Origin of the sequence: Bacillus sp. CR71, assembly GCF_003429245.1 — a bacterium.
Classification (GTDB): Bacteria; Bacillota; Bacilli; order Bacillales; family Bacillaceae_G; genus Bacillus_A; species Bacillus_A thuringiensis_S.
Genome location: NZ_CP031748.1, coordinates 1703876 through 1726857, shown reverse-complemented (window position 1 = coordinate 1726857; position 22982 = coordinate 1703876). Strand labels below are relative to the sequence as shown.

Below are 22982 nucleotides of genomic sequence, written 5' to 3'. Positions count from 1 at the left end.
AAAAAGAGGGAATAGCTCTATATTTAAGCTATTCCCTCACTTCTATTAAAACAGATGAATGTTTTCTTTTTTACAAGCTGCACGTAAATCGTCAGGCCATACAGAAGATTGAACTTCACCGATATGTGCTTTACGTAAGAAGTACATGCACATTCTTGATTGTCCAATGCCACCGCCGATTGTTAATGGTAGTACGTCTTCTAATATACCTTTATGGAAATCATACTCACGTTTGAAGTCTTCACCAGTTTTCGTTAACTGCTCATCAAGTGATTTACTATCAACACGAATTCCCATTGATGATAATTCAAATGAAGATTGTAGTACTGGGTGCCAGAATAAAATATCACCGTTTAATTTCCAATCGTCATAATCAGCTGCGCGTCCGTCGTGCTTTTCACCTGAACGAAGTGCATCACCAATTCCAATAATAAAGACTGCACCGTGTTCTTTCGCAATTGCATGTTCACGATCTTTCGGTGTTAATTCTGGATATTTATCTTCTAGTTCTTGAGAAGTAATGAAAACAATCTCTTCTGGTAAATACTTTCCAAGGAACGGATATTTTTCAAATAAGTGATCTTCTAAATCTTTGAATATTCCATAAATTGTTTGTACTGTTTTTTGTAAGTAATCGACAGTACGCCATTCTTTTTGAACGATTTTTTCCCAATCCCATTGGTCAACGTAAATGGAATGCGTTGCATCAAGTTCTTCATCACGACGAATCGCGTTCATGTTTGTATATAAACCTTCACCAGCTTCGTATCCGTATTCATGTAATGCAAATCGTTTCCATTTCGCTAGTGAATGAACAATTTCTAATTCTTCTCCTGAATGTAACATATCAAATTCAATTGGGCGTTCTACACCGTTTAGGTGATCGTTTAATCCTGATTTTTTCGTTACGAATAATGGTGCAGATACGCGGAATAGTTCAAGGCGTTTTGCTAATTGGTCCTCGAAAAATGTTTTAACTTCCTTAATTGCGATTTGAGTCTCTCTTACTGTCATTAATGATTGATACATGGTGGTTTCCTCCTAAAATGTTTGGATGTTGTGAAAAGAAGCCAACAAAAAAAGCCCTTCTTTCCCAAAAAACTGGGACGAAAGGCTTTGGTTCCGCGGTACCACCCAAATTAGCAACAGAGGTTGCTCACTTATACAGTACGGAGATAAAATATCTCGATACTGTTCTTCTTGTAACGGCGAAGTTCCCGGCTAAGTCTACTTTCCTATAAAGGATTTCGGTTAGCAACTCCAGGAGGTTCTTCATAATAGGCTTCGTATCAGGCTCACACCACCCCTGACTCGCTTAAACTACGTCCTACTACTACTCGTCCTTTCATAGTCGTTTTGTTGTCACATCTCTGAAACATTTTATTAATGATTATTCTATACAAAAAATAAAGAAAGTCAACAAAAAGTTTTAAAATGTTTTTCAATTCTTTATTTTACGGCTTTATTGATTGTTGTTAATTTAACATCTTTACTTTTTCTGCCTCGTCAATCCAAAAAATGTTTCACTGATCGAAACTAACGTATACACAACAATTAATGTGATCGTTCGGAATATAGAATCCGCAGTATTTCTTATTATTTTCATTTTCTTTATAATTCCTTTCAGTTTACTTGCAATTTCATGATATACTATAGCATTCAAGCAGTTTATTTTTACTTAAAGTAATCATAGTCATTTATAAAGAGTATTTTCTAAATCATTGACTATTATCAAATAAGATTTTTATATAACGGAGTGATCATATGAGTAAAACGAAAGCAAAACCGAAAAAAGGTGTAGGACAAGGTACAGGAAGTAAAGGATGGAACCGTTGGCAATCAAGTGCAAAGAAAAAGGCAGCTGCCAAACCATACAAAAGTAAAGGTACAAAGAAGTAATTTAAATAACATTTGATTTCTTTACTTTGTACAAAACAAAATATAATTATTACAACAAAAAAGCTATGCCCTCATCAATTTGAAGGCATAGCTTTTTTATATTAAATCATTAAAATATCTCGAATTTCTTCCTCTGTGATTGAGGACAATTTCTCTTCTCCCGGCTCAATCACTTCAGCGATTAAATTTTTCTTACTTTCTTGCAGTTCATGCATTTTCTCCTCAATTGTTCCCTGAGCTACTAGCTTTATAACTTGCACTGTATTTTTTTGTCCCATTCGATACGCTCTATCGGCCGCTTGTTGTTCAACAGCTGGATTCCACCATAAATCATATAATATTACTGTATCTGCACCAGTTAAATTAAGTCCGGTACCACCAGCTTTTAAAGAAATGAGAAATAGCTCTCCTCCTCCTTCGTTAAACCGATCGCACAGCTCTACACGTTCCTGCGCTGGTGTACTCCCGTCTAAATAAAAGTATGGAATTGCTTGTCGATTTAACTCACGACCAATAATAGAAAGCATCTTCGTAAATTGAGAAAAAATTAATATTCTCTTCCCTGTACTTCTACATTCCTCTAGAATCTCTAACAGTTGTTCAAATTTAGCTGAACTTCCTTTGTAATCATCAACAAATAAAGCGGGATGACAACAAATTTGTCGCAATCTCGTTAAACCAGCTAAAATTCTAATTTTATTTTTACGTAACGTGTCTTTGTCTAAATGCTTCAACGTTTCTTCCCTTAACTTCGCTAAATAAGCAGCATAGAAACTCTTTTGATCGGGTAATAACTCCGATGATTGTAAGTGCTCTATTTTCTCTGGCAACTCATTTAATACGTCCCCTTTTAACCGTCTTAATACGAATGGTTTCACTCGCTTCGCTATATCTTCACGCCTTAAATCACCGAACTCTTTTCTTCCTGGTAATAATTCCGGGAAAACGACATGGAAGATAGACCATAGCTCTTCTAATGAATTTTCTACAGGTGTCCCCGTTAGTCCGAAACGGTATTCAGCTTGAATTGTTTTCACAGCTCTTGCCGTTTGTGTTGTAGGGTTTTTAAACGCCTGTGCTTCATCAAGAAATAGTGTATGAAATGGTCTTGCATATAATCTTATATCTCTTCTCAGTAATGGATATGACGTAATTATGACATCAAATTCCGCTATATCTTTCAAAATCTTCCGGCGCTCTGCTTGGTTTCCATCTGCAATAACCGCTCTAATATGCGGGGCGAATTTTTTCAATTCACTAAACCAATTATAAACAAGAGATGATGGTGAAACGACTAATATAGGCAGCTTCTTTTCTCGAATCTCAGGCAAAACAGAATCTATAAAAGCAATGCTTTGCAACGTTTTTCCAAGTCCCATATCATCTGCCAAAATACCGCCAAAACGGTAATAAGCAAGTGTTTTCATCCATTCGAACCCATATACTTGATACTTTCTCATTTCTGCATTTAAAGTATTTGGCACAGCAAACTTTAATTTTTTCGGATTTTGAATGTTTTCTACTAACTCTTGAACAGAATCATCCACACTTAAAACATTGCCTTCATGAAGTCCATTCATCCATTTTACACTCCGAATAAGCGGAACATTTACCTCTTCTCCATGTAAAAATTCTTTCCGAATACCTGATTCTTTTATAAACTGATTAATTTCATTAAACTCTTTACTCTCTAGCGATAAAAAAGAACCGTTCGCCAATCGATAATATTTACGTTTCTCTTCAAGAGCCGCTAATACACCTTTAATTTCTGCTTCTGGTATTCCTTTTATATCAAAACGAAATGACAACCAATCAATTCTTTCTTTTCTTCTCACTCTAATAAGAGGAACTACATCCCCTTTACTAATTCGCAATTTAATTGCTGTCGTCGCATAAATATCAACTAAACCTTTTAATGTTGGCACGACGTGATATAAAAAGTTATACTCAGCTTCTTCATTATGCATAAAGTAACCGCCTTCTGTTTTTGCAAAGGCACTTTCACTCATAATGTCTAAAATCTCTTTTTCCTTTTTCTCATCACGATTAAAAACAGACGGCTGTCCATCCTCTTCTAGCGGATTAATCATGACGTTCCCATAGTGAAATTCAAGACCTGCTAATAAGCGATTTTTCACGCGGTCTAAATACAATTTCGCTTTTAGCGAAGGTGTTTCAACACGATCCGATATTACTTCATCAATGTGTACAGTTCCGAGCTTCATTAATCCTGGTACAACTTTCCCGACGAAATGTTCCATCTTACTTTCTGGAATATAAAACTGATTACTATTTGAGCGACTTATCATCTTTTGTAATTCAATAAGTCGCATACAATCTTCAATGTGTAAGTGATATAATTTCCCATCGTAAAGTGCATTGTTATACATATCCATAACTCGTACACGATTTAGACCATCTATATGAAGTGTAAATCCGCCATTATTTCCCTTTGTAAATTCAAAGTGTAACGGCAACAAACCTTTTGAAACTTGTAATCCCTGAAACAGTTGTTCATTTTGTTTCAGCTGTACATATTCAACTTTAGAAAGTGAAGAGAGCATATCTTTCCATGAAGCTGGTGGTATGAATATCATACTTTCATCTTGTTTCGCATGTACTTCTAGCGCATCCTCATACATTTTTTCGTTATGATACATTTTAATGAGCTGCTGGATAATCGCATCCGTTTCTTGTTTAAAACTATGTACATCTGGCGTATATGTAAATTCATTTGAACAATGAAAAGACTCTCTTTTCTCCACCTTAGAAAGAAATTCTCTAATATGATTTATGAAATACACTTTGGCAAGTTTCAATTGAATTCCAAGTAGAGCCCCACCACTTCTCGTAGCTACTGGTGTACATATAAACTCAACATCTAATATTTCGCGTGTATCAAAACGGTGTTGTTTACTTTTTGGCCTCAGTGGTTTGTCCGCAAACAGCTGAAACATACCACTTGTCAATTGATCGTTTCTGTTACTAGTGGAGCTCATTCCACCTGTTTGTTGATTATAGTTTATTTGTATTAATACTGCTGCAACATGTTGACAATACGTTTGAAAAGACGATAATGAAGGACAACTACATTTTGCAACAACATCACCCTTTTTAGCTTTTTCTACTGTAACATGGAAATCCTCGTTCCCTTTTACTGTAGCCTCGCAAATTTCTTTATTTTTATCATAATGATTTATTATCACTTTATTTGATTTATAATAGGCTTCACCTCTTTTATATGAGGTCTCTCCGCACACTTCTTTAATAATCGATTTATTCAATGTGAAACTCATCGCTTTGACACTTCCTTAATATAAAACCATTTTCTCTTACTTAACATTTTACATGCTCCACGAGAAAATATAAAATGTTGATTTAACAAAAAAGATGCTTATTTATAAGCATCTTCTTCACTCTATTTCCATCAACCTCTTCGCCTCAAAATACAACACTTGAATAAACTTCTTTGTATTAATTCGCGTATGACCAGAAGATGCAAGTCCATCTTTCGTCATTTCTGTCATCCGTTTTCTAACTACAGTGAAATCGAAAAATTTTGGAGCATAGCTTTCAAATTTTGGATTTGAAAAGTCTGTTAGTCCTAAAGAAGCCAAATGATTTAACGACTGATAAATAGCTCGACGTACTCTTTGTTCAGACGCTTTTTTCTCTTTATCAATATCCGCCTCTAAAGCTATATCCCCTAATTTCCTTATCGTAATATGATGAAAAATTTCTTTTAACGCAGGAAAGCCAAAGTCAAATGTCTGTGCCTTTTCTTGACCATATAAATATTCCAGCATACTAAGTAAATCTTTACTTCCATTCTCTCCCGCAATACCGAGTTCTGATAGTAAAAAGCGCCCTAAATCCCCTATCTTTTTTCCTTCTTGTACTGGTTCAGTACGCAATTGCGGTTTTTCCCACTGAAACACGTTATTCAATGATTTTTGAATATCATGTATAGAACGCTCCAATCTAATACGCTCTATCACTTTGCGTACAACAGATACAACTTCGATTTTATTTAATGGTTTTGTAATATAATATTCTACACCAAATGTATATGCCTCACCTATAAGCTGCTTCGATTCCACCTGAGAAATCATAATAATTTTCCCCGTGAAAGTTGACGCAATGTGACGAACCGTTTCAATTCCGTCCCTCATCGGCATCAACAAATCAATAAATAAAATATCTATTTTTTTAAAATTTAGTTGATCCGCTTCAATAAAAGCTCCGTCATCCGCCTCACCAATTACTTCTCCAAGATCTCCATCTTCAATAATTTGCGACAGCATTGAACGGAAAACTTCATCATCGTCTACGATATAATAAAACAAATCTATTCCCCTTCCCGCTTTAAACTGCACTCCGGTAAACAAACGATAAACTTACACCCTTTTCCGGTTTCATTGTCTTCTAATCTTACTTCTCCGCCTAGCTCTGTTACCATTTCATGTATGTAAGAAAGTCCAATGCCTGTTGACGGTGTTCCTGTTTGATCATACTTGGAAGTAAACCCGGGCTTAAATACTAATTTTTTATACTTTTGTGCAATACCAGGGCCATCGTCAATTACTTCAAATATTACATGTTGCTCTCGTTTATATAAATCAATATGAATGAGACCTCTATCTTCAATTGCTTCCACTGCATTGGCAACTAAGTTATTAAAGATTGATAGCACTGTATACACGTGATATGCAGCGTGTTCACCTTCTATATATTTAGCAAAACGTATATCTTTCTCTAGCATTCCAGCGTACTTTTCATTTATTCTTACAATCATTTCTGTAAGCTCATGTCCTTCTACATACTCAGCTACATTTTTATCTAATAACAGTTTAGATAATCCCGCAAAAATTCTTTGATTATCCTTTTTTATTTCGTGCACTTCTCCTGCTATTTTCAATGCTGTTTTACTACTTGAATCAGCGCTTACTTGTAAATTTCGATATAGTTGATATGCTTCTTGTGTAATTAACTCTGCATTTTGTAATGTCTTTTTCAAATGAACAGATTCCACATATAAATTAGAAAGATGCATTAACATGTTTTCATTTTCTTTTCGAACTTGCGATTCTTTTAATTTCGTTTCATATAAATTCATCATATTTAAAAAACCAAGTGCAAAGAAACTACGAAAAATAGCAATAATAATAAGTTTATTTACTTCAGAAATCGTTATTGTTGTACCGAGTACTAACATGTGATAGAACGCAAGTTCTGACATACTTGCAACAATTTCAATTGAAATGCCAAGGCATCCAATAATGATTGGTTTCTGATGGAACTTATTTACCCTGCAAAGCGAAAAAAGACTGCCATAAATAAAATAATAGAAGAACACAGGATAACGCAAATAAAATGATTCTGTCATATGAAATGAACCTTGCATGATCCAGTCAAGACATACTCGGAATAAGACTACAGATATACCAACAAGAATACCTGCAACTCCTGCTGGTACTCTTCTTAAAAATAATAATAAAAAGAAAAATAGCGGTGTACCGAAGCTAACTCGAAACGTATCATTAAAGGGATGAAAGTTCAGCTCCCCAGCAATAGGAACAACGACCATTAATATAATTAAAAGGGACATATCTTTCTTCCATAATTGATTCCAATTCAAAGGTGCCACTTCCTATACTTTTTTTCAGTAGTAAAGCGAAAGCCCGCTTATTGTTATAAACGGGCTTTTTTTCTATATTCTAACCTTTTCTACCGCTTTTATTTGGCGGTACTCCGGCTCCCATATTGCTTCTTTCACTGCCATCTTAATATCGTTATCACTTAAGTTCACTCTTGCAACACCTTCTGCAACTGCAACTTTAGCTACTTCAATTGCAACCATTTCTGAGATATTACGTAATTCTTCGACCTCTGGTAAAATAGGTGCTCCTGGCTGACTTGTATCTACCATACTTGCAACTGCTTCAGCAGCTGCTGCGAACATTCCATCCGTCATAACACTTGCACGTACTACAATTGTTCCAAGACCAAGCCCTGGGAAAATAAGTGCATTATTTGATTGTCCAATCACATACGTTACACCGTTATATGTAACTGGTTCAAATGGACTTCCTGTTGCAACTAATGCTCTTCCTTCTGTCCACTCGATTACATCTGCTGGCTTTGCTTCAGCAAGCGGTGTTGGATTCGACATTGGTAAAATGATTGGTCTTTCTACGTGAGAAGCCATTTCTTTAATAATTTCCTCTTTAAATGCGCCCGCAACAGTAGATGTACCAATTAAAATTGTCGGTTTTACATGTTTCACAACTTCAGCAAGTCCGATCATATCATTTTGCTTCCACTCACTTACTTCCGCTTCTTTTCTTGCGTACGGAATTTGGAAATCAAGAAGGTCTTCCATATTATCTGTAACTAATCCGTTACGATCAATACACCAGAAACGCTTATATGATTCTTCTTCAGATACGCCTACGCGGACCATCGCATCTCTAACTTGATCTGCGATACCGATTCCAGCCGTACCAGCACCAAATACAACAACGCGGTGTTCACTTAATGGTACACCAGAAGCTTTCACTGCCGATAACACAGCAGCAAGTGAAACTGCACCTGTACCTTGAATATCATCATTAAATGTACAAATATCATGACGATATTTATCTAAAATTTTTCGTGCATTTCGAGAACTAAAGTCTTCCCAATGTAAAAGTGCTTTCGGGAATTGTTTATTCACTGCTTGTACAAATGTATCAATAAATTCATCGTAAGCTTCACCAGTTATACGAGGGTGACGATTTCCAATATAAAATGGATTGTTTAATAGTTCCTCACGATTTGTACCCACATCTAAAATTACCGGTAATACACGGCTAGGATCGATACCAACTGCGGCCGTATAAACAGCTAATTTCCCGATTGCGATGTTTATACCACCAACACCCCAGTCACCAATTCCAAGTATGCCTTCTCCATCTGTTACAACGACTAAATCAATGTTTTCAGCTGTTGCACCGATATTGGCGAATGCTTCTTCGATACCCGACGGATCGTTAATTGATAAATACACACCACGCGGTTTACGGTATTCATGACTATACCTTTGAATTGCTACACCGACTGTTGGTGTATATACAATTGGTAACATTTCACGTAAGTGATTTGTTAATATACGATAAAATAATACTTCATTTCGATCATGTAACGCTGTTAAATATACGTTCTTTAATAAATCATCCGGCTGAGAACAGAATTGTTCATATGCTCGGCGTGCTTGTTCTTCTAATGTTAAAACTGCTGGCGGTAATAACCCTTTTAAACCTAATTCTTCTCTCTCTTCTTGCGTGAAAGCGACCCCTTTATTTAAAAGTGGTGTCGATAATACTTCTACTCCTCTTAATGTCGTTTCTAATGAACCATTAGAAGCTACTGTAAACTTACTCATAACATCCCTACCTCTATTCATATATAGCATTTCTATATTGTAAACAAAAAAGAGGGGATTGTCCCCCCTCTTCTTTTAATTTTTCTTTAAAAGAGTTGCTCCTGCAATCCCTGGGTGCGTCATTTCGAATGGATCTAGAATTAACTCTAAGTCTTCTTGTGACAGTACACCGTTTTTCACACAAAGTTCTCGAACGGATTGACCTGTTGCAATTGCTTCTTTCGCAACGCGAGCTGCTGCTTCATAACCGATATGAGGGTTCACGGCTGTAATAATTCCTACACTCTTCTCAACATACTCTTTTAAGCGATCTTCATTCGCTTCAATTCCTTTTAAGCAATTATCTGTAAAGGCACGGAAACCGTTATTCATAATGCTAATCGATTGAAGTAAGTTGAAAACAAGTACTGGTTCCATAACGTTTAATTCTAACTGTCCTGCTTCTGAAGCAAGGCAAATTGTATGGTCGTTACCAATTACTTGGAACGCAATTTGATTAATTACTTCTGGCATAACAGGGTTTACTTTCCCTGGCATAATAGATGAACCTGGTTGACGAGCAGGCAACATAATTTCCGCTAAGCCAACACGTGGACCTGATGCCATTAAGCGAAGGTCATTCGCAATTTTAGACATATTCATCATACATACTTTCAGTGCTGCTGATACTTCTGTGTATGCATCCGTATTTTGCGTTGCATCTACTAAGTCTTCTGCACCAACAAGTGGCAGTTCACTAATTGTAGCTAAATGTTTTACAACTGCTTCAATATATTCTGGATCTGCATTTAAGCCTGTACCAACTGCAGTTGCTCCCATATTTACTTCATATAGATGTTGACGTGATTGCTTGATACGTTTCATATCACGTTCAAGTACGCGAGAATACGCTTTAAATTCTTGTCCAAGACGAATTGGCACAGCGTCTTGTAAATGTGTACGACCCATTTTAATAACATGATTGAACTGCTCTGCTTTTAATTCAAATACATCGTGCATATAACCCATCGTTTGTAATAAGCCTTCTAATGCATTTAATGTTGCAATATGAATCGCCGTTGGGAATGCATCGTTTGTTGATTGCGCCATGTTTACATGACTATTTGGACTAATATAATGATAGTCTCCCTTTTCCATTCCTAATAATTCAAGAGCACGATTGGCCATGACTTCATTTGCATTCATATTCATTGAAGTACCTGCTCCGCCTTGGATTGGATCTACAATGAAATGATCATGCCATTTTCCATCAAGAATTTCTTGAGCGGCTTCTGCGATCGCGCCGCCCTTGTTCAATTCCAATCTTCCTACATCTGTATTAGCAAGCGCTGCAGCCTTTTTTACAATTGCGAATGCTTTAATTAAGCCTTCATGGATTTTGTATCCTGTAATTGGGAAGTTTTCTACTGCACGCATTGTTTGTACGCCGTAGTATGCATAGTTTGGCACTTCTTTTTCACCTAAAAAATCTTTTTCAATTCGAACACCATTTTTAACTTCAGTTAATGTTGCCATGATTATTCACTCCTTAACGATTTCTTATGCTGCTTTTGTTTCTTTGACTGTTTCTACATATTGTTTTGCTTTCTCATTATCGAATTCGCCTTCCCACTTCGACATAACAATGGCCGCTAATGCATTTCCTAATACATTGACAGATGAGCGAATCATATCTAAAATGCGGTCAATTCCCGCAATTAACGCGATACCTTCTAGTGGTAACCCCATTGAACCTAACGTTGCTAATACAACAACGAACGATGCACCTGGAACTCCCGCCATACCTTTGGATGTTAACATGAGAACGAATAATAACGTTATTTGCTCCGTTAATGACATGTGCACACCGTACATTTGTGCAACAAACAATGCCGCTAACGCTTGATAAATAGCCGATCCAGTCAAGTTAAATGTATAACCTGTCGGAATTACGAAAGAGGCAACTGCCTTTGGACAACCGAACTCTTCCATTTTTCTCATTATATTAGGTAAAACAGCTTCTGAACTTGCTGTCGTAAACGAAAGAATCAGTTCTTCTTTTAAAATTTTCATTAATGTAAAAATGTTTACGCCAACCATTCGTGCATTAATACCTAATACAATCACAACGAATAGTATAACAGTTACGTATACAGCTAGCACTAGTTTTCCTAGCGGAAGTAATGTCGCTACACCAAATTTTGCAACCGTAACGGCAATTAATGCGAATACACCAAATGGTGCAAATTTCATCACTTGATTTGTAACCCAAAACATGGCTTCGAGTACGCCTTCAAAAAAGTTAAAGACAGGCTTTCCTTTTTCCCCAATTGCCGCAACTCCTAAGCCGAATAATACTGAGAAGAATATAATCGGTAATAGGTCACCTTGTGCAATCGATTCAAATACGTTTTTCGGTACAATGTGAACAATTGTCTCAGCAAAACCTTTCTTCTCGGTTGCATCTGCAGTTTGTTTATAAGAAGAAATATCACTTTGCTGTAAATTACTCATATCAACACCAGTACCTGGTTGGAATATATTCGCTGCAAGTAATCCCATTAAAATAGCAATTGTCGTAATAATTTCGAAATAAAGAATTGTCTTACCGCCCAGTTTCCCAAGCTTTTTCATATCTCCTACACCAGCTACTGCAACAATTAATGCTGAAATAACAATTGGTACTACAATCATCTTAATTAAGTGAATAAATATATCTCCAATTGGTGTGATATAAGAAATCGCCGTTTTATTGCCATAAAAGACTGCCCCTACTACAATCCCTAAAACAAGCGCTACAAAAATTTGTGTTGCCAATCCGAATTTTTTCATTTATGTTCATCCCCTTCATGCGAACGCTTTCAATTTGAATTTATAAAAGCTACTTACACATCTTATAAGCGAACCTACAAAATCATACAAAAACCTACAAGTTCGTCACAAAAAATTCAAATATTTTTATTCTTTTTTTCATTGACACCATTTTGTTAAAAAACGATAAAATAAACTTGATAAGTAATCAGATTGTTTCGTATAATCAAAAAGATATATACTTAAAAAAAATCGAAATGAAAAGGAGTGGATGTTATGAGAAACTATACAAAGAAATTCGTCCTATCTTCTTCTTTTCTTTTTCATTTTCTTAAAAAGGAACAAAGGCATTCGCCTTTGTTCCTTTTTTATTGCGATCTATATAGGGGGAATAGTTATGAGACCATATAAACGTGTCTTAATTAAATTAAGCGGCGGTGCACTTGCCGATCAAACTGGAAATAGCTTTAACTCCAAACGATTAGAACATATCGCAAACGAAATTTTATCCATTGTTGATTTAGGTATCGAAGTATCCATCGTCATCGGTGGCGGTAACATTTTTAGAGGTCATCTAGCTGAAGAATGGGGAATTGATCGCGTAGAAGCTGATAATATCGGTACGTTAGGTACAATTATTAACAGCTTAATGCTTCGCGGTGTTTTAACAAGTAAAACAAATAGAGAAGTGCGCGTTATGACTTCCATTCCATTTAATGCAGTAGCTGAACCATACATTCGTTTGCGTGCAGTCCACCATTTAGATAACGGTTATATCGTTATCTTTGGAGGCGGAAACGGGCAACCGTTCGTGACGACAGATTATCCAAGCGTACAAAGAGCTATTGAAATGAATAGTGATGCCATATTAGTCGCAAAACAAGGTGTCGACGGCGTTTTTACAAGTGATCCAAAGCATAACAAATCAGCAAAAATGTACAGCAAACTAAACTATAATGATGTTGTTAGACAAAATATACAAGTCATGGATCAAGCAGCATTACTGCTTGCCCGAGACTACAATTTACCAGCACATGTCTTTAACTTTGATGAGCCTGGAGTGATGAAACGAATTTGTTTAGGGGAGCATGTAGGGACGTTGATTAATGATGATGCTTCATTGCTGGTGCATGAAAAATAATGATTTCCCACCAAAAAAGGGTGTCTTTTGTAGGCACCCTTTCCTAATTCATCATCACAAATAGAAGTCAACCAATCCCGCTACTTTCTCCTTACAACGCTCCCAAAAAGATAACTTTTCAAAAAACTCTTTCGTCATTTCTTTCGAATCATGAAAATCCTCTGTTAACGCCTTATTAACTTGTTCTACAATAGGACCACCATAAATATAAAAATTCATTTCATCATTTATATTGAAGCTACGCGAAGTAAAGTTTGTTGTACCTATAACAGTTAACTCATTATCAATCAGCATTAACTTTCCATGAAACATTCCTTTTTTATACCCATATACAGTAATCCCATTATTAACAGCCTGACGTATGTATGGATACGCCGCTTCTTTTATAAGAGGTAGATCTGGTTTATATGACCAAAGTATTTTTACTGTAACACCACGCTTTTGCGCCGCGATTAAAGCATTCATAGATTCTTTATTTTTCGCTATAAAATACGGCGTTGCAATTACAATTGAGTGCTGAGCTTGTTTTATGAGCTCTATATATTTCTCAGCAACGTAATGGCCATTGTAACTAGTCATAGTATGTAATGTATTCCCTTTGCTAGCCTTATTCGTACTTCTCTTTATCTCTTCTTTCGTATCTCGCTTCCAATCTAAAGCGAATTGCTCCTCTAAATCTTTTGCTCCTTCTCCTTTAAGCCGTACATGATAATCACGCCAATATCCAAATCGCTTATCTTTCCCCAAGTACTCATCTCCTATATTAAATCCGCCTGTATAGCCAATTTCTCCATCAATCGTCGTAATACGGCGATGATTACGATGATGTAGGGAATAAAACCCGAATGGTAATTCCTGTTTTCTACTATATGTAAAATGCACGCCACTTTCCTGTAATTCTTTTTTCACCTTTCTTTCAAATGATAAATCGTTAAGTAAATCGACAGATAAATATACGTTTACTCCTTCTCTCGCCTTCTCTTTTAATAAGTTTAAAAAAGTATGGCTACTTTTATCATCCGACAAAATGAAAAAGTACGTGTAAATAGATTGCTTCGCCTCTCTTATATCAGTAAATAACTGTTTATAAAATGACTTTCCTTCTACATATAATTGAAAATCACTATAATGAGGAGCGTACTCTGTCGGCATATTTTTCCCGACTTCCATTTTTCTTCCGAGCGTAACGTCAATATGCATCCAAATTAAAACAAAAACGAAAATAGTAATTACAATAGAAGTAACTCGCAATATTTTTTTAATCATTTTGATTTCCTTCCGCTCATTTTCTTTCCACCTTTCTATTTTGTCATTCAAATTTAGATTTCATGCTTCATACAAAAAAGGATGCGACTTAACGTCACACCCTTTTCATATTAAACAAAGTTTCTCGCATCATTATTTCTTCCAAACTTATAAATAGCAATTAAGAAGAATGCTACTGCAAAGGCAAATAAGATTAAAATATTTAAATACAAATCTGAAATTGGAATTCCTTGTTGTAGTTTTGATACTGTGTCTAATAGCCATCTCTGCGGAAGAAAATCAGCTACTTTTTGTACCGCTTTTGGCATAATGTCATAAGGAAAATAACATCCAGCCAGTAAACATGTTGGTACAATAATCATATTTTGCAGTGCATTTGCTGATGCTGAGTTTTTCGAAAAAGCGACAAGGACTAACGATATTCCAATCGCTATTAAAGCAAATAGCATGAGTACACCAATCATCACTATGAAAGGCATATTGATATTTATATGAAAAATATTCGTTAGGAATAAGATTGTAATCAGAATTTGTACTGTTAATAGCAGCATATTTACCCCGACATTAGATAATATGAATTTCTTCCCATCTATCGGCGTTGATAAGAGTCTAAAATACGTTCTATTTTCTTTTTCTTTTAAAATATAACCTGATAAGTTCGCTGCTGAAAATAGCATAAACATAATAAGGTAACCCATCGTTTGGTTTGTCATATCTTTATTTTTCGAAGTATCTTCTAGCGTCTCAGTTTTCATTTTAAATGAACCTTTTTGATATCCTGCGTACATAGTATCAAATGCACTTTGATCTGTTCCTGCTACTTTACTAATAGCTGCTACATTATCAATATAATTGTATAAATATGATTTTATAAATCCTGTTACTTGATCACCTTTAATCGATGAAATTTCAATATGATTTGGTTTCCCTTCTCGAACACTTTTTGAAAAACCAGAATCTAATGTAATAACTCCATCAAGTTTTTTGGAAGTGAGTTTATCTTCTACTTCAGATTCTTTAATTTTACTTACCTTTACATGATTTAATCCTTCTAAAAATTTCACCGTATCATTTGCTATAGATTGATTTTCTTTATTAATAACCCCGATATTTAACGTCCCTTGCCCCATATTCCCATACATCGAGAAGGAGATTAGTGTTCCAATTATCGGCAAACTAATAATAATGAATAACCCTTTTTTATTTTTCAAAAGTACAGATAACGTTTTTTGTATGAGCCATAAAATATCTTTCATACTATAGCCCCTCCCGTCTACGTAATGCAATAATTGCAATTAATAAAAAGAGTGCTGAAATGCCAAGGTTTAAACATATTACCGGTAGTGCTGCTCCTACATCATTTGCATAAATAATTTTCATAACAGCTGTGTTTGCCCACGTTAATGGTGATAAATTCGTAACGAAATTTTCTTCTATTACGAAATATGCACCACCAAAAATAGAGGATAATTGCACAATAACCATAATAATTGCTCTAGATGATTCCGGTGTTTTTGTAATATATCCAATTCCTAAACCGAAGCTAATTGCTAGAAAAATTTGTGTTAATAAAATAAGAAATATGATTCCAAGATGGTCGCCCCAATTCGCTTGAAAAACAAATTTACTAAATAACATGACGAGTAATATGCACAGAGCATTTGCTACTAGGCTACCAAGTACTTTTCCAATGAATATTTCAGCCTTACTTATAGGTGCAGCAATGAGACGATCTCCTGTTTTACGTATTCGTTCTCCTCGAATTAAAGAACTCGCTCCCATCGCAGCATATAGTGCAATCATCGTTGTCATTACAACCGCGTAGTAATCCATAGAACCTGGTTTTTTCGCAGCTTGTAAAGATGTTTCTTTTATATAATCATTATGATTTCCGCTTGAAAAAACTGTGCTCACCTTACTAGGATCTACTTTTGCAACTTCGGCCGCTACATTGTACTTATCAACAAATGTTGTAAGCATGCCTTCCACAATACTTCCCTCAACACTACTTTTGTCACTTCCATAAAATTTTGCACCATCTTTATTTAACTCTACATAAGCAGCATATTTATTTTGCTTCACTTCTTCTTTCCCATCTATACCTTCGGAAGCTTTTTTAAAATGAATAACCGATTTATCGACTTCTTTCGTAAATGCTTCGAACGATTGAGAAAATGTGCTACTCGCTTCATCTTTGTAGAGCACTTGTATATCTTTAATCGCTTGACTATCGCTATCAAATGCATTCGTTAACGCTGTTCCTAACACAAGCATAAGTACAACCGGAAATGCTAACATAAAAACTAAAGTTCTTACGTCTCTGAAATCTCTTTTAATATGCATAACTGCAATATTGAAGATGTTCAATTGATGAACCTCCCTTTACCTTTTCTTCATTTACCTTTTATTTATCTCGTAAGTTTCTTCCAGTCAACGTAAGGAATACTGTTTCTAAGTTCGGGGCCTGCTCCTCTACCGAACGAATTTCAATATCATGATTAATGAAGTGCTGAATAATTTTATTTAAATTGTTTACTCCTGCATCCGAGTTTACTTTAATTACGTTCTCTTCAATTTGAACAGCTTTCACACCGTTTATCTCTTTTAACTTTTTTACATCTAAATTTTCTACTGACTTCACTTCAACCCAAATATCTTTCGTATTAGTAATAATCGCTTTTAACTGTTCTTTCGTACCTTCTGCAATTACTTTACCGTGATCTACAATTGCTATTTTCGTACAAATCTCTTCTACTTCTTCCATGTAGTGGCTCGTGTAAATAATGGTACTTCCCATTTCATTTAATTTTCGAACAGACTGGAGAATATAGTTTCTTGACTGTGGATCAATTCCCACTGTCGGCTCATCCATAATAATTAACTTCGGTCTATGAGCGATCGCACAAGCGATATTCAATCTTCGTTTCATCCCGCCAGAAAAGTTTTTCGGATAACTTTTATGTTTATCACTAAGCCCCACAAACTGAAGCGCTTCCTCTACTCTTGCTTTTAGCTCTGCTCCTCTTAAACCGTACAATCCAGCAAAGAATTTCACATTTTCATAGGCAGTTAACTCTTCATAAATCGCAATATCTTGCGGAACGATACCGATATTCATCTTCGCAAATCGATTATGTTTTTTTATATTTTTTCCTAATATGCTAATTTCACCTTCATTACTTCTTAACAACCCAGCAATCATATTTATCGTTGTACTTTTACCAGCACCATTTGATCCTAAAAAGCCAAATATCTCTCCTTCTTTAATAGATAAAGACATATTATCTACCGCGATGAAATCACCAAATTTTTTCGTTAAATTTTTAATTTCTAATGTATTCATCATTTCACCCCTATTTCGGTTTCTCTGCTTTTAGTATAAACAAAAAAAATGAACCTGCTCAGTGCAGAAGTTCATTCTTTTCACATGAGATTATTCACTTTTTTCATATGAGATGGTTCATCCTCGTACCATTCTCTTTATATTGGCAACAACATCGTTACTGAAAAACCACTTGTCCCATCTACAATAATTTTTCCGTTTACAGACGCCGTTCGCTCCTCCATCCCCATAATACCGAGACCTTTCTTAACAAGAGCTGCGCCTTTTCCGTTATCCTTCACTTGCACCTTAACCATCTTATTAAGTACATGAATATCTATAGAAATAACTGTCGCATCAGCATATTTCATCGCATTTGTTAGTGCCTCGGTAACATTTTCACCAATAATTTTCCACTGAATGGGAGAAATCATATCTAAGTTTCCCTTATATACGAAAGGAATGTTTACATCATGCTTACTAGCAAACTCCTCTATGAATAATTTCATACGGTGAATGCCAATTTGCTCAGTTGGTGGCTTCATATTTTTTAATGTAATGCGAATACTTTCAATTCCATCTTTTGAAATATGAATTGCATTTTGTAATAACTCCGCAGATTTTTCTTTATCTATCCCCATTAATCTCTTTGCAGCTTCCATTTGAATTAATGCACCTGTCATCGAGTGACCAATTTTATCATGAATTTCTTGTGATAACCGATTTCTCTCTTCTAGCTTAAATGTGTATTCTGATTGTCTTATGTACTCTTTATTTTCATGTAAGCTTTTCGTAAGTCGTTGCATATCTTTTCGCATCTTATCATTTTGCGATTCAAGCTTTACTACACGTGATATATATCGATCTGCCATAGTTAAAACGAGAAAAGAAAATGCAACAATTAATCCATAAGTCATTCGAATGCTTTCATCTGTAATTGTAATTGGAAGCATCATAATAACAAAGCGTGACCAATTCTTGTCTATGTAATGGAATGTAATTTCGTATAAATTCAAAGGTAAAAACAAAATAAAAAACGGATGAACCCTCCATGTTAATAACATAACTACACTAATTGAAATACAAATCAATATTTTTTTGTACGTATCTTTTTTTAATATAGAGATTAGCACGTTTACAGAAAGATATAAAAGCAAAGCAAATATAACCCATGGTAAGTTCGTAACATTTGAATGTATGTAACTGAACACAATATATATAAAGACAATTAATTTACTTACAGTTAACCAAAATTCCATATCATTAATCTACTTTCCCTGTTAAGTAGTAAATCGCAATTTGTGTGCGATGTTCAAGTCCCGTTTTCCCTAAAACTGATGTAATATAATTTGCGATTGTTCCTTCAGATATAAAAAGCTGTTTCGAAATTTCTTTATTTGAGAAACCTTTTGCAATTAATGCGATAATACTAAGCTCTCTTTCAGTAAAAAGACTTTTATCTATTTTACATTCTTCCTCTTTACTTTCCATTAAATTGGACTTAATTTTATCGAGAACTACATCTTGCATAACAGTTTGGCCATTATATACCCCTTTTATTGCATCACGAATACGCTCCGGATCGTTATTTTTTAATAAATACCCTTTCGCTCCGTTTTTTACTGCATCCAAAATATATTCATCATCATCAAACGTCGTTAAAATAAGCGGTTTTGTTTTCGTCTCTTCACAAATAAACTTCGTCGCCTCTACACCGTTCATATTTGGCATACGAACATCCAAAAGAGCAATATCAACTTCATGCTTTTTACAATATGCTACAGCTTCTTCTCCATCATTTACTGTATCTACCACTTCGAACTCTTCATATGTATTTAAAATAATTTTCATGCCTTCTCTAATAAAAGAATTATCGTCTGCTATTAATATTTTAATTTTCATGTTTGTTAGTATGGACCTTCCTCCTACTAACATTCACATCCTTTCTCCGTATAACATTTCCTACTTGCTCATTATATACTTCTGCTTACCATTTTTTCACACTTTTTTCATCTAGCTCTTCTGCAAAAAATATATTATTCTTTTTTTACAAAATGTGTAGGGTGACTTATCATTCTTTACGTCTATATAATAGAATGCGTCAAAAAGGAGGGAGAGACCCATTGAGGAAAAACAATTAATTGAAAAAGCACAACAAGGAAGCGAACATGCTTTTCGTATCCTCGTGCAAACATATCGTCATTATATTTTTCAAGTTATCTTTTCTATTGTAAGACATGAAGAAGATGCGAAAGATGTTACACAAGAAGTATTCGTAAAAATTCACGCCTCTCTCCCAAATTATCAATTTCGCGGATTAAAAACGTGGATGGCACGTATTGCCACCAATCACGCTATTGATTATAAGAGGAAGAAAGCTCGAGAAAGTGAAGAACTCTCCTTATGTAAAGAAAATGAGGAAAATATACAGTCCTCTCATAATATTGAGGCTTTATTATTGACGAAAGAGCAGAAATTACTCATTGCTCAAAAACTGAGAGAACTTCCTGAAAATTACCGTGACGTCGTTCTCGCACATTACTTACAAGAAAAAAGCTATCAAGAAATTGCTTTACAGGAAAACATTGAAGTAAAAACAGTCGAAATGAAACTGTATCGGGCAAGAAAATGGATTAAAAAACATTGGAAGGAGGAAGAGTTTCTATGATGCATTATTCAAAAGAAGATTGGCGCAATTATACATTAGATTTTATAGAAAGCAATGAACGTGAATCTATGGAAGAACATCTTTATGAATGTGATCATTGTTTAGCACTTTATATGGAAAGTATTGATGAACAACATGAAAACCTTCCAATGATAAATGATGATTCATTTACGAACGAAGTTATGACGCAAATTAATTTTGAAACACTACAGTCTAATGAAAATATAAAAACAACCTCACTAAAGCGCACGATCATTCACTACATAATTGCGACTGCGGCTACAATTATTTTTATGGTAAGTGGTTTATTTCAGTATATTTTTACAGCGACATCAAATTTAGAGAAATCTTCAAAACATAACGAGTCTTCTATCTCACAACAAATTGTAAACAAATCGGTAGACACATCGAAAAAGGACGGAGGTTCAAAGCATGAATAAAAATCCCTTTTTAGCACTTGTATTAGGGCTAATTCCTGGGCTTGGACATTTATATTTAAAGAAATTTGGACGGTTTATTTTATATAGCGGAGGGGCTGTATTTCTATTTATCTTTGCAGCATTTTGTACAATAGCATTAGGAGCCCGTGATATTGCTTTTCTTTCTCTATTTTTACTAGTCGTGTTATGGGCAATCAATTTATTAGATTTAGTTATCACTATTATTAATCAATCGAAAAAACAAGCTGCCGGAGAATTCATAGAATCCTCTAAAGAGAGCGAACGATTTTATATCATTCTCTTATCCATCATCCCTGGACTTGGCCATTTTCAATTAGGACTTATGCAACGCGGACTTACATTTTTAGTAGCTTGCACAGGAATCGGAAGTATGATCATTTTCGTTGCACTTTTAACATCGCAAGAAAGTTTTCTTATCTTCCTTATTACATTACCTGTTTTATGGATTTACAATTTCTTTGACGTTGTTCAGCAACTCCAGAAAAAAGAACGTGGCGAGCAATTAGATGATCGTACTATTTTCGAAGAGTTTGAAGAGCACCGCGAGCAAGGAAAGAAAAATAAAACATTTGCTTCTATTTTAGCGATGTTCCCCGGAGCAGGTCATATGTATTTAGGCTTACAACGCCGTGGTCTTCAGCTTATGGCAGCCTTTTTACTATCTATTTATTTACTCGACTTATTAAGACTTTCTGCGTTTTTATTTTTAGTGCCAATCATTTGGTTCTATAGCTTTTTTGATGCTTTACAGCAAACAGCAAAATACGGAAAAGAACGAGTACAAGACGAACCCATTATCGATTATTTTATAAATCATCAAAGATGGATTGGTATCGGATTAATTACACTCGGTGTTTATTATTTATTAGATCAAACAGTCCTTCCTATTTTGAATGATTATTTTGTAACTATATTTAATATTCATCTTAGTGAACTATATTATCGCTATTTCCAAACATCTATCGTTGCGCTCCTTTTAATTGGCGGCGGCTTTAAATTGTTACTTGGAAATAAAGAAAACAAAGGTGGGACAAGCGAATGAGGACTTGGCGTGTTGGAACATTCTCAATGGGGCTTTCTATTATATCGTTAGGATGCTTTTTACTATTTTCAGTCGTAAAAGGAATTCAAGTATTAGATACACTAACTGCATGGTGGCCAGTTTTACTTATCATACTTGGAGCTGAAGTTTTACTATACCTTGTATTTTCTAAGAAGGAACAATCATTTATTAAATATGATATTTTCAGCATTTTCTTTATCGGCGTTTTAGGAAGCGTCGGAATTGCTTTTTACTGTTTATTATCAACTGGATTACTAGAAGAATTTCGTCATTCTATTAACACAACGAGACAAACGAGTAATATTCCAGACGGACAATTTGATATACCTGAATCTATCAAAAAAATTGTAGTAGATGCAGGGCATCAGCCTCTAACGATAGAGGGAAATAATACAAATCAAATTCACCTTTTGGGAACTTATGAAATGACGACGAAAGCAAATGAAAAACTCAATTTAAAACAAGATGATTTCCTTTCAGTTCAAACGGCTGGAGAAACGATGTATATCAATTTAAAATCATTACCTGTTCAACATACGTTATTTAGTTCAGCACCACAAGTGAAACCAACGCTTGTTCTTCCACAAAATAAAAATGTGGAAATCCGTGCTTCAAATAACGAACTATCTCTTTATCCAGGTCAATTACAAAATAATTGGTTTGTACAAGAAAGCTCAAGAGTGTCTGTCCATCTTGCAAAAGAGAGTGATGTTTCTTTAACAGCAGTAACGAATCAAAAAGAAACACACGGAAGCACACCTTGGGAACAAGTAGAAGATTTAACAAAAAAAGAAAATACTTCTTCAGAAGAAGATCCAGAATTAAACAACCAAGAACATTGGTATAAAAATTCAATTAAAACTGGAAATGGCACGCACAAGTTAAATATTGAGAAAACTTATAATTTAAATATGAGCGTTATTGAAAAATAAGAAAAACCTTCCGCAAT

The 22982-nt window shown here is 35.0% G+C and carries 19 protein-coding genes and 1 other annotated feature; of the genes, 6 read left to right on the top strand and 13 right to left on the bottom strand.

What is annotated here, in order from left to right:
- Nucleotides 1-45: 45 nt before the first annotated feature.
- Nucleotides 46-1029: an aspartate--ammonia ligase gene (gene asnA / locus DOS87_RS08985; RefSeq protein WP_000284912.1), complete on the bottom strand. Its 984-nt coding sequence runs from the start codon at nucleotides 1027-1029 to the stop codon at nucleotides 46-48.
- A 70-nt stretch (nucleotides 1030-1099) separates the two neighbouring features.
- Nucleotides 1100-1358: a binding site (T-box leader), on the bottom strand.
- Nucleotides 1359-1764: 406 nt separating this feature from the next.
- On the opposite strand from asnA, the gene DOS87_RS08980 reads away from it, so the two are divergent.
- Nucleotides 1765-1899 (top strand): DUF3934 domain-containing protein, encoded by a 135-nt coding sequence (locus DOS87_RS08980; RefSeq protein ID WP_000047588.1) that lies wholly within the window; start codon nucleotides 1765-1767, stop codon nucleotides 1897-1899.
- Nucleotides 1900-2000: 101 nt separating this feature from the next.
- On the opposite strand, the gene DOS87_RS08975 is transcribed toward DOS87_RS08980, so the two are convergent.
- The 6 genes from DOS87_RS08975 to DOS87_RS08950 form a co-directional block, all read right to left on the bottom strand.
- Nucleotides 2001-5195 (bottom strand): DEAD/DEAH box helicase, encoded by a 3195-nt coding sequence (locus tag DOS87_RS08975; RefSeq protein WP_208730240.1) that lies wholly within the window; start codon nucleotides 5193-5195, stop codon nucleotides 2001-2003.
- Between the two features lie 117 nt (nucleotides 5196-5312).
- Complete coding sequence (locus DOS87_RS08970) at nucleotides 5313-6245, bottom strand: response regulator (protein WP_098578037.1); 933 nt, start codon at nucleotides 6243-6245, stop codon at nucleotides 5313-5315.
- A gap of 2 nt (nucleotides 6246-6247) precedes the next feature.
- A complete protein-coding gene (locus tag DOS87_RS08965; RefSeq protein WP_079245336.1) occupies nucleotides 6248-7546 on the bottom strand; it encodes an ATP-binding protein in 1299 nt (432 codons plus the stop codon).
- A 63-nt stretch (nucleotides 7547-7609) separates the two neighbouring features.
- A complete protein-coding gene (gene malS, locus DOS87_RS08960) occupies nucleotides 7610-9322 on the bottom strand; it encodes an oxaloacetate-decarboxylating malate dehydrogenase (RefSeq protein WP_000033289.1) in 1713 nt (570 codons plus the stop codon).
- A gap of 75 nt (nucleotides 9323-9397) precedes the next feature.
- Nucleotides 9398-10837 (bottom strand): aspartate ammonia-lyase, encoded by a 1440-nt coding sequence (gene aspA / locus DOS87_RS08955; RefSeq protein ID WP_000224185.1) that lies wholly within the window; start codon nucleotides 10835-10837, stop codon nucleotides 9398-9400.
- Between the two features lie 24 nt (nucleotides 10838-10861).
- A complete protein-coding gene (locus tag DOS87_RS08950) occupies nucleotides 10862-12133 on the bottom strand; it encodes a cation:dicarboxylate symporter family transporter (RefSeq protein ID WP_000713293.1) in 1272 nt (423 codons plus the stop codon).
- Between the two features lie 376 nt (nucleotides 12134-12509).
- Here DOS87_RS08950 and pyrH point away from each other — a divergent pair, with 376 nt between their 5' ends.
- Entirely contained in the window at nucleotides 12510-13253 is a 744-nt protein-coding gene (pyrH, locus tag DOS87_RS08945) for a UMP kinase (protein WP_001248060.1), read from the top strand.
- A 54-nt stretch (nucleotides 13254-13307) separates the two neighbouring features.
- Here pyrH and DOS87_RS08940 read toward each other — a convergent pair whose 3' ends face one another.
- From DOS87_RS08940 to DOS87_RS08915, 6 genes are all read right to left on the bottom strand, one after another.
- Nucleotides 13308-14519, bottom strand: a complete 1212-nt coding sequence (locus DOS87_RS08940; RefSeq protein ID WP_000591944.1) for a phospholipase D-like domain-containing protein — start codon at nucleotides 14517-14519, stop codon at nucleotides 13308-13310.
- Nucleotides 14520-14629: 110 nt separating this feature from the next.
- A complete protein-coding gene (locus DOS87_RS08935) occupies nucleotides 14630-15775 on the bottom strand; it encodes an ABC transporter permease (RefSeq protein WP_000651861.1) in 1146 nt (381 codons plus the stop codon).
- 1 nt (nucleotide 15776) lies between these two features.
- Nucleotides 15777-16886, bottom strand: a complete 1110-nt coding sequence (locus DOS87_RS08930) for an ABC transporter permease (RefSeq protein WP_098578036.1) — start codon at nucleotides 16884-16886, stop codon at nucleotides 15777-15779.
- 37 nt (nucleotides 16887-16923) lie between these two features.
- On the bottom strand, nucleotides 16924-17862 hold the full coding sequence (locus DOS87_RS08925) for an ABC transporter ATP-binding protein (RefSeq protein WP_098578035.1): 939 nt from the start codon (nucleotides 17860-17862) through the stop codon (nucleotides 16924-16926).
- A 137-nt stretch (nucleotides 17863-17999) separates the two neighbouring features.
- On the bottom strand, nucleotides 18000-19100 hold the full coding sequence (locus tag DOS87_RS08920; RefSeq protein WP_000397660.1) for a sensor histidine kinase: 1101 nt from the start codon (nucleotides 19098-19100) through the stop codon (nucleotides 18000-18002).
- A 4-nt stretch (nucleotides 19101-19104) separates the two neighbouring features.
- On the bottom strand, nucleotides 19105-19743 hold the full coding sequence (locus DOS87_RS08915) for a response regulator transcription factor (protein WP_000694093.1): 639 nt from the start codon (nucleotides 19741-19743) through the stop codon (nucleotides 19105-19107).
- A 283-nt stretch (nucleotides 19744-20026) separates the two neighbouring features.
- Between DOS87_RS08915 and DOS87_RS08910 the strand changes: the two genes are divergently transcribed.
- From DOS87_RS08910 to exsE, 4 genes are read left to right on the top strand one after another with little or no spacing between them, the layout of a single operon-like run.
- Entirely contained in the window at nucleotides 20027-20509 is a 483-nt protein-coding gene (locus tag DOS87_RS08910; RefSeq protein WP_001195483.1) for an RNA polymerase sigma factor, read from the top strand.
- Nucleotides 20506-20949: a hypothetical protein gene (locus DOS87_RS08905; RefSeq protein WP_000972351.1), complete on the top strand. Its 444-nt coding sequence runs from the start codon at nucleotides 20506-20508 to the stop codon at nucleotides 20947-20949. The genes DOS87_RS08910 and DOS87_RS08905 overlap by 4 nt, the downstream gene beginning before the upstream one ends.
- On the top strand, nucleotides 20942-22012 hold the full coding sequence (locus tag DOS87_RS08900) for a hypothetical protein (protein ID WP_001039098.1): 1071 nt from the start codon (nucleotides 20942-20944) through the stop codon (nucleotides 22010-22012). Before DOS87_RS08905 ends, DOS87_RS08900 begins: the two co-directional genes overlap by 8 nt.
- Entirely contained in the window at nucleotides 22009-22965 is a 957-nt protein-coding gene (gene exsE / locus DOS87_RS08895; protein WP_098578034.1) for an exosporium protein ExsE, read from the top strand. Before DOS87_RS08900 ends, exsE begins: the two co-directional genes overlap by 4 nt.
- Nucleotides 22966-22982 lie beyond the last annotated feature (17 nt).

Excerpts from the sequence above, each read along its gene's own strand:
- asnA (WP_000284912.1), bottom strand. The coding sequence starts at position 1,029 with ATGTATCAATCATTAATGACAGTAAGAGAGACTCAAATCGCAATTAAG.
- DOS87_RS08980 (WP_000047588.1), top strand. The coding sequence starts at position 1,765 with ATGAGTAAAACGAAAGCAAAACCGAAAAAAGGTGTAGGACAAGGTACA.
- DOS87_RS08975 (WP_208730240.1), bottom strand. The coding sequence starts at position 5,195 with ATGAGTTTCACATTGAATAAATCGATTATTAAAGAAGTGTGCGGAGAG.
- malS (WP_000033289.1), bottom strand. The coding sequence starts at position 9,322 with ATGAGTAAGTTTACAGTAGCTTCTAATGGTTCATTAGAAACGACATTA.
- aspA (WP_000224185.1), bottom strand. The coding sequence starts at position 10,837 with ATGGCAACATTAACTGAAGTTAAAAATGGTGTTCGAATTGAAAAAGAT.
- DOS87_RS08950 (WP_000713293.1), bottom strand. The coding sequence starts at position 12,133 with ATGAAAAAATTCGGATTGGCAACACAAATTTTTGTAGCGCTTGTTTTA.
- pyrH (WP_001248060.1), top strand. The coding sequence starts at position 12,510 with ATGAGACCATATAAACGTGTCTTAATTAAATTAAGCGGCGGTGCACTT.
- DOS87_RS08940 (WP_000591944.1), bottom strand. The coding sequence starts at position 14,519 with ATGATTAAAAAAATATTGCGAGTTACTTCTATTGTAATTACTATTTTC.
- DOS87_RS08935 (WP_000651861.1), bottom strand. The coding sequence starts at position 15,775 with ATGAAAGATATTTTATGGCTCATACAAAAAACGTTATCTGTACTTTTG.
- DOS87_RS08925 (WP_098578035.1), bottom strand. The coding sequence starts at position 17,862 with ATGAATACATTAGAAATTAAAAATTTAACGAAAAAATTTGGTGATTTC.
- DOS87_RS08920 (WP_000397660.1), bottom strand. The coding sequence starts at position 19,100 with ATGGAATTTTGGTTAACTGTAAGTAAATTAATTGTCTTTATATATATT.
- DOS87_RS08915 (WP_000694093.1), bottom strand. The coding sequence starts at position 19,743 with ATGAAAATTAAAATATTAATAGCAGACGATAATTCTTTTATTAGAGAA.
- DOS87_RS08905 (WP_000972351.1), top strand. The coding sequence starts at position 20,506 with ATGATGCATTATTCAAAAGAAGATTGGCGCAATTATACATTAGATTTT.
- DOS87_RS08900 (WP_001039098.1), top strand. The coding sequence starts at position 20,942 with ATGAATAAAAATCCCTTTTTAGCACTTGTATTAGGGCTAATTCCTGGG.
- exsE (WP_098578034.1), top strand. The coding sequence starts at position 22,009 with ATGAGGACTTGGCGTGTTGGAACATTCTCAATGGGGCTTTCTATTATA.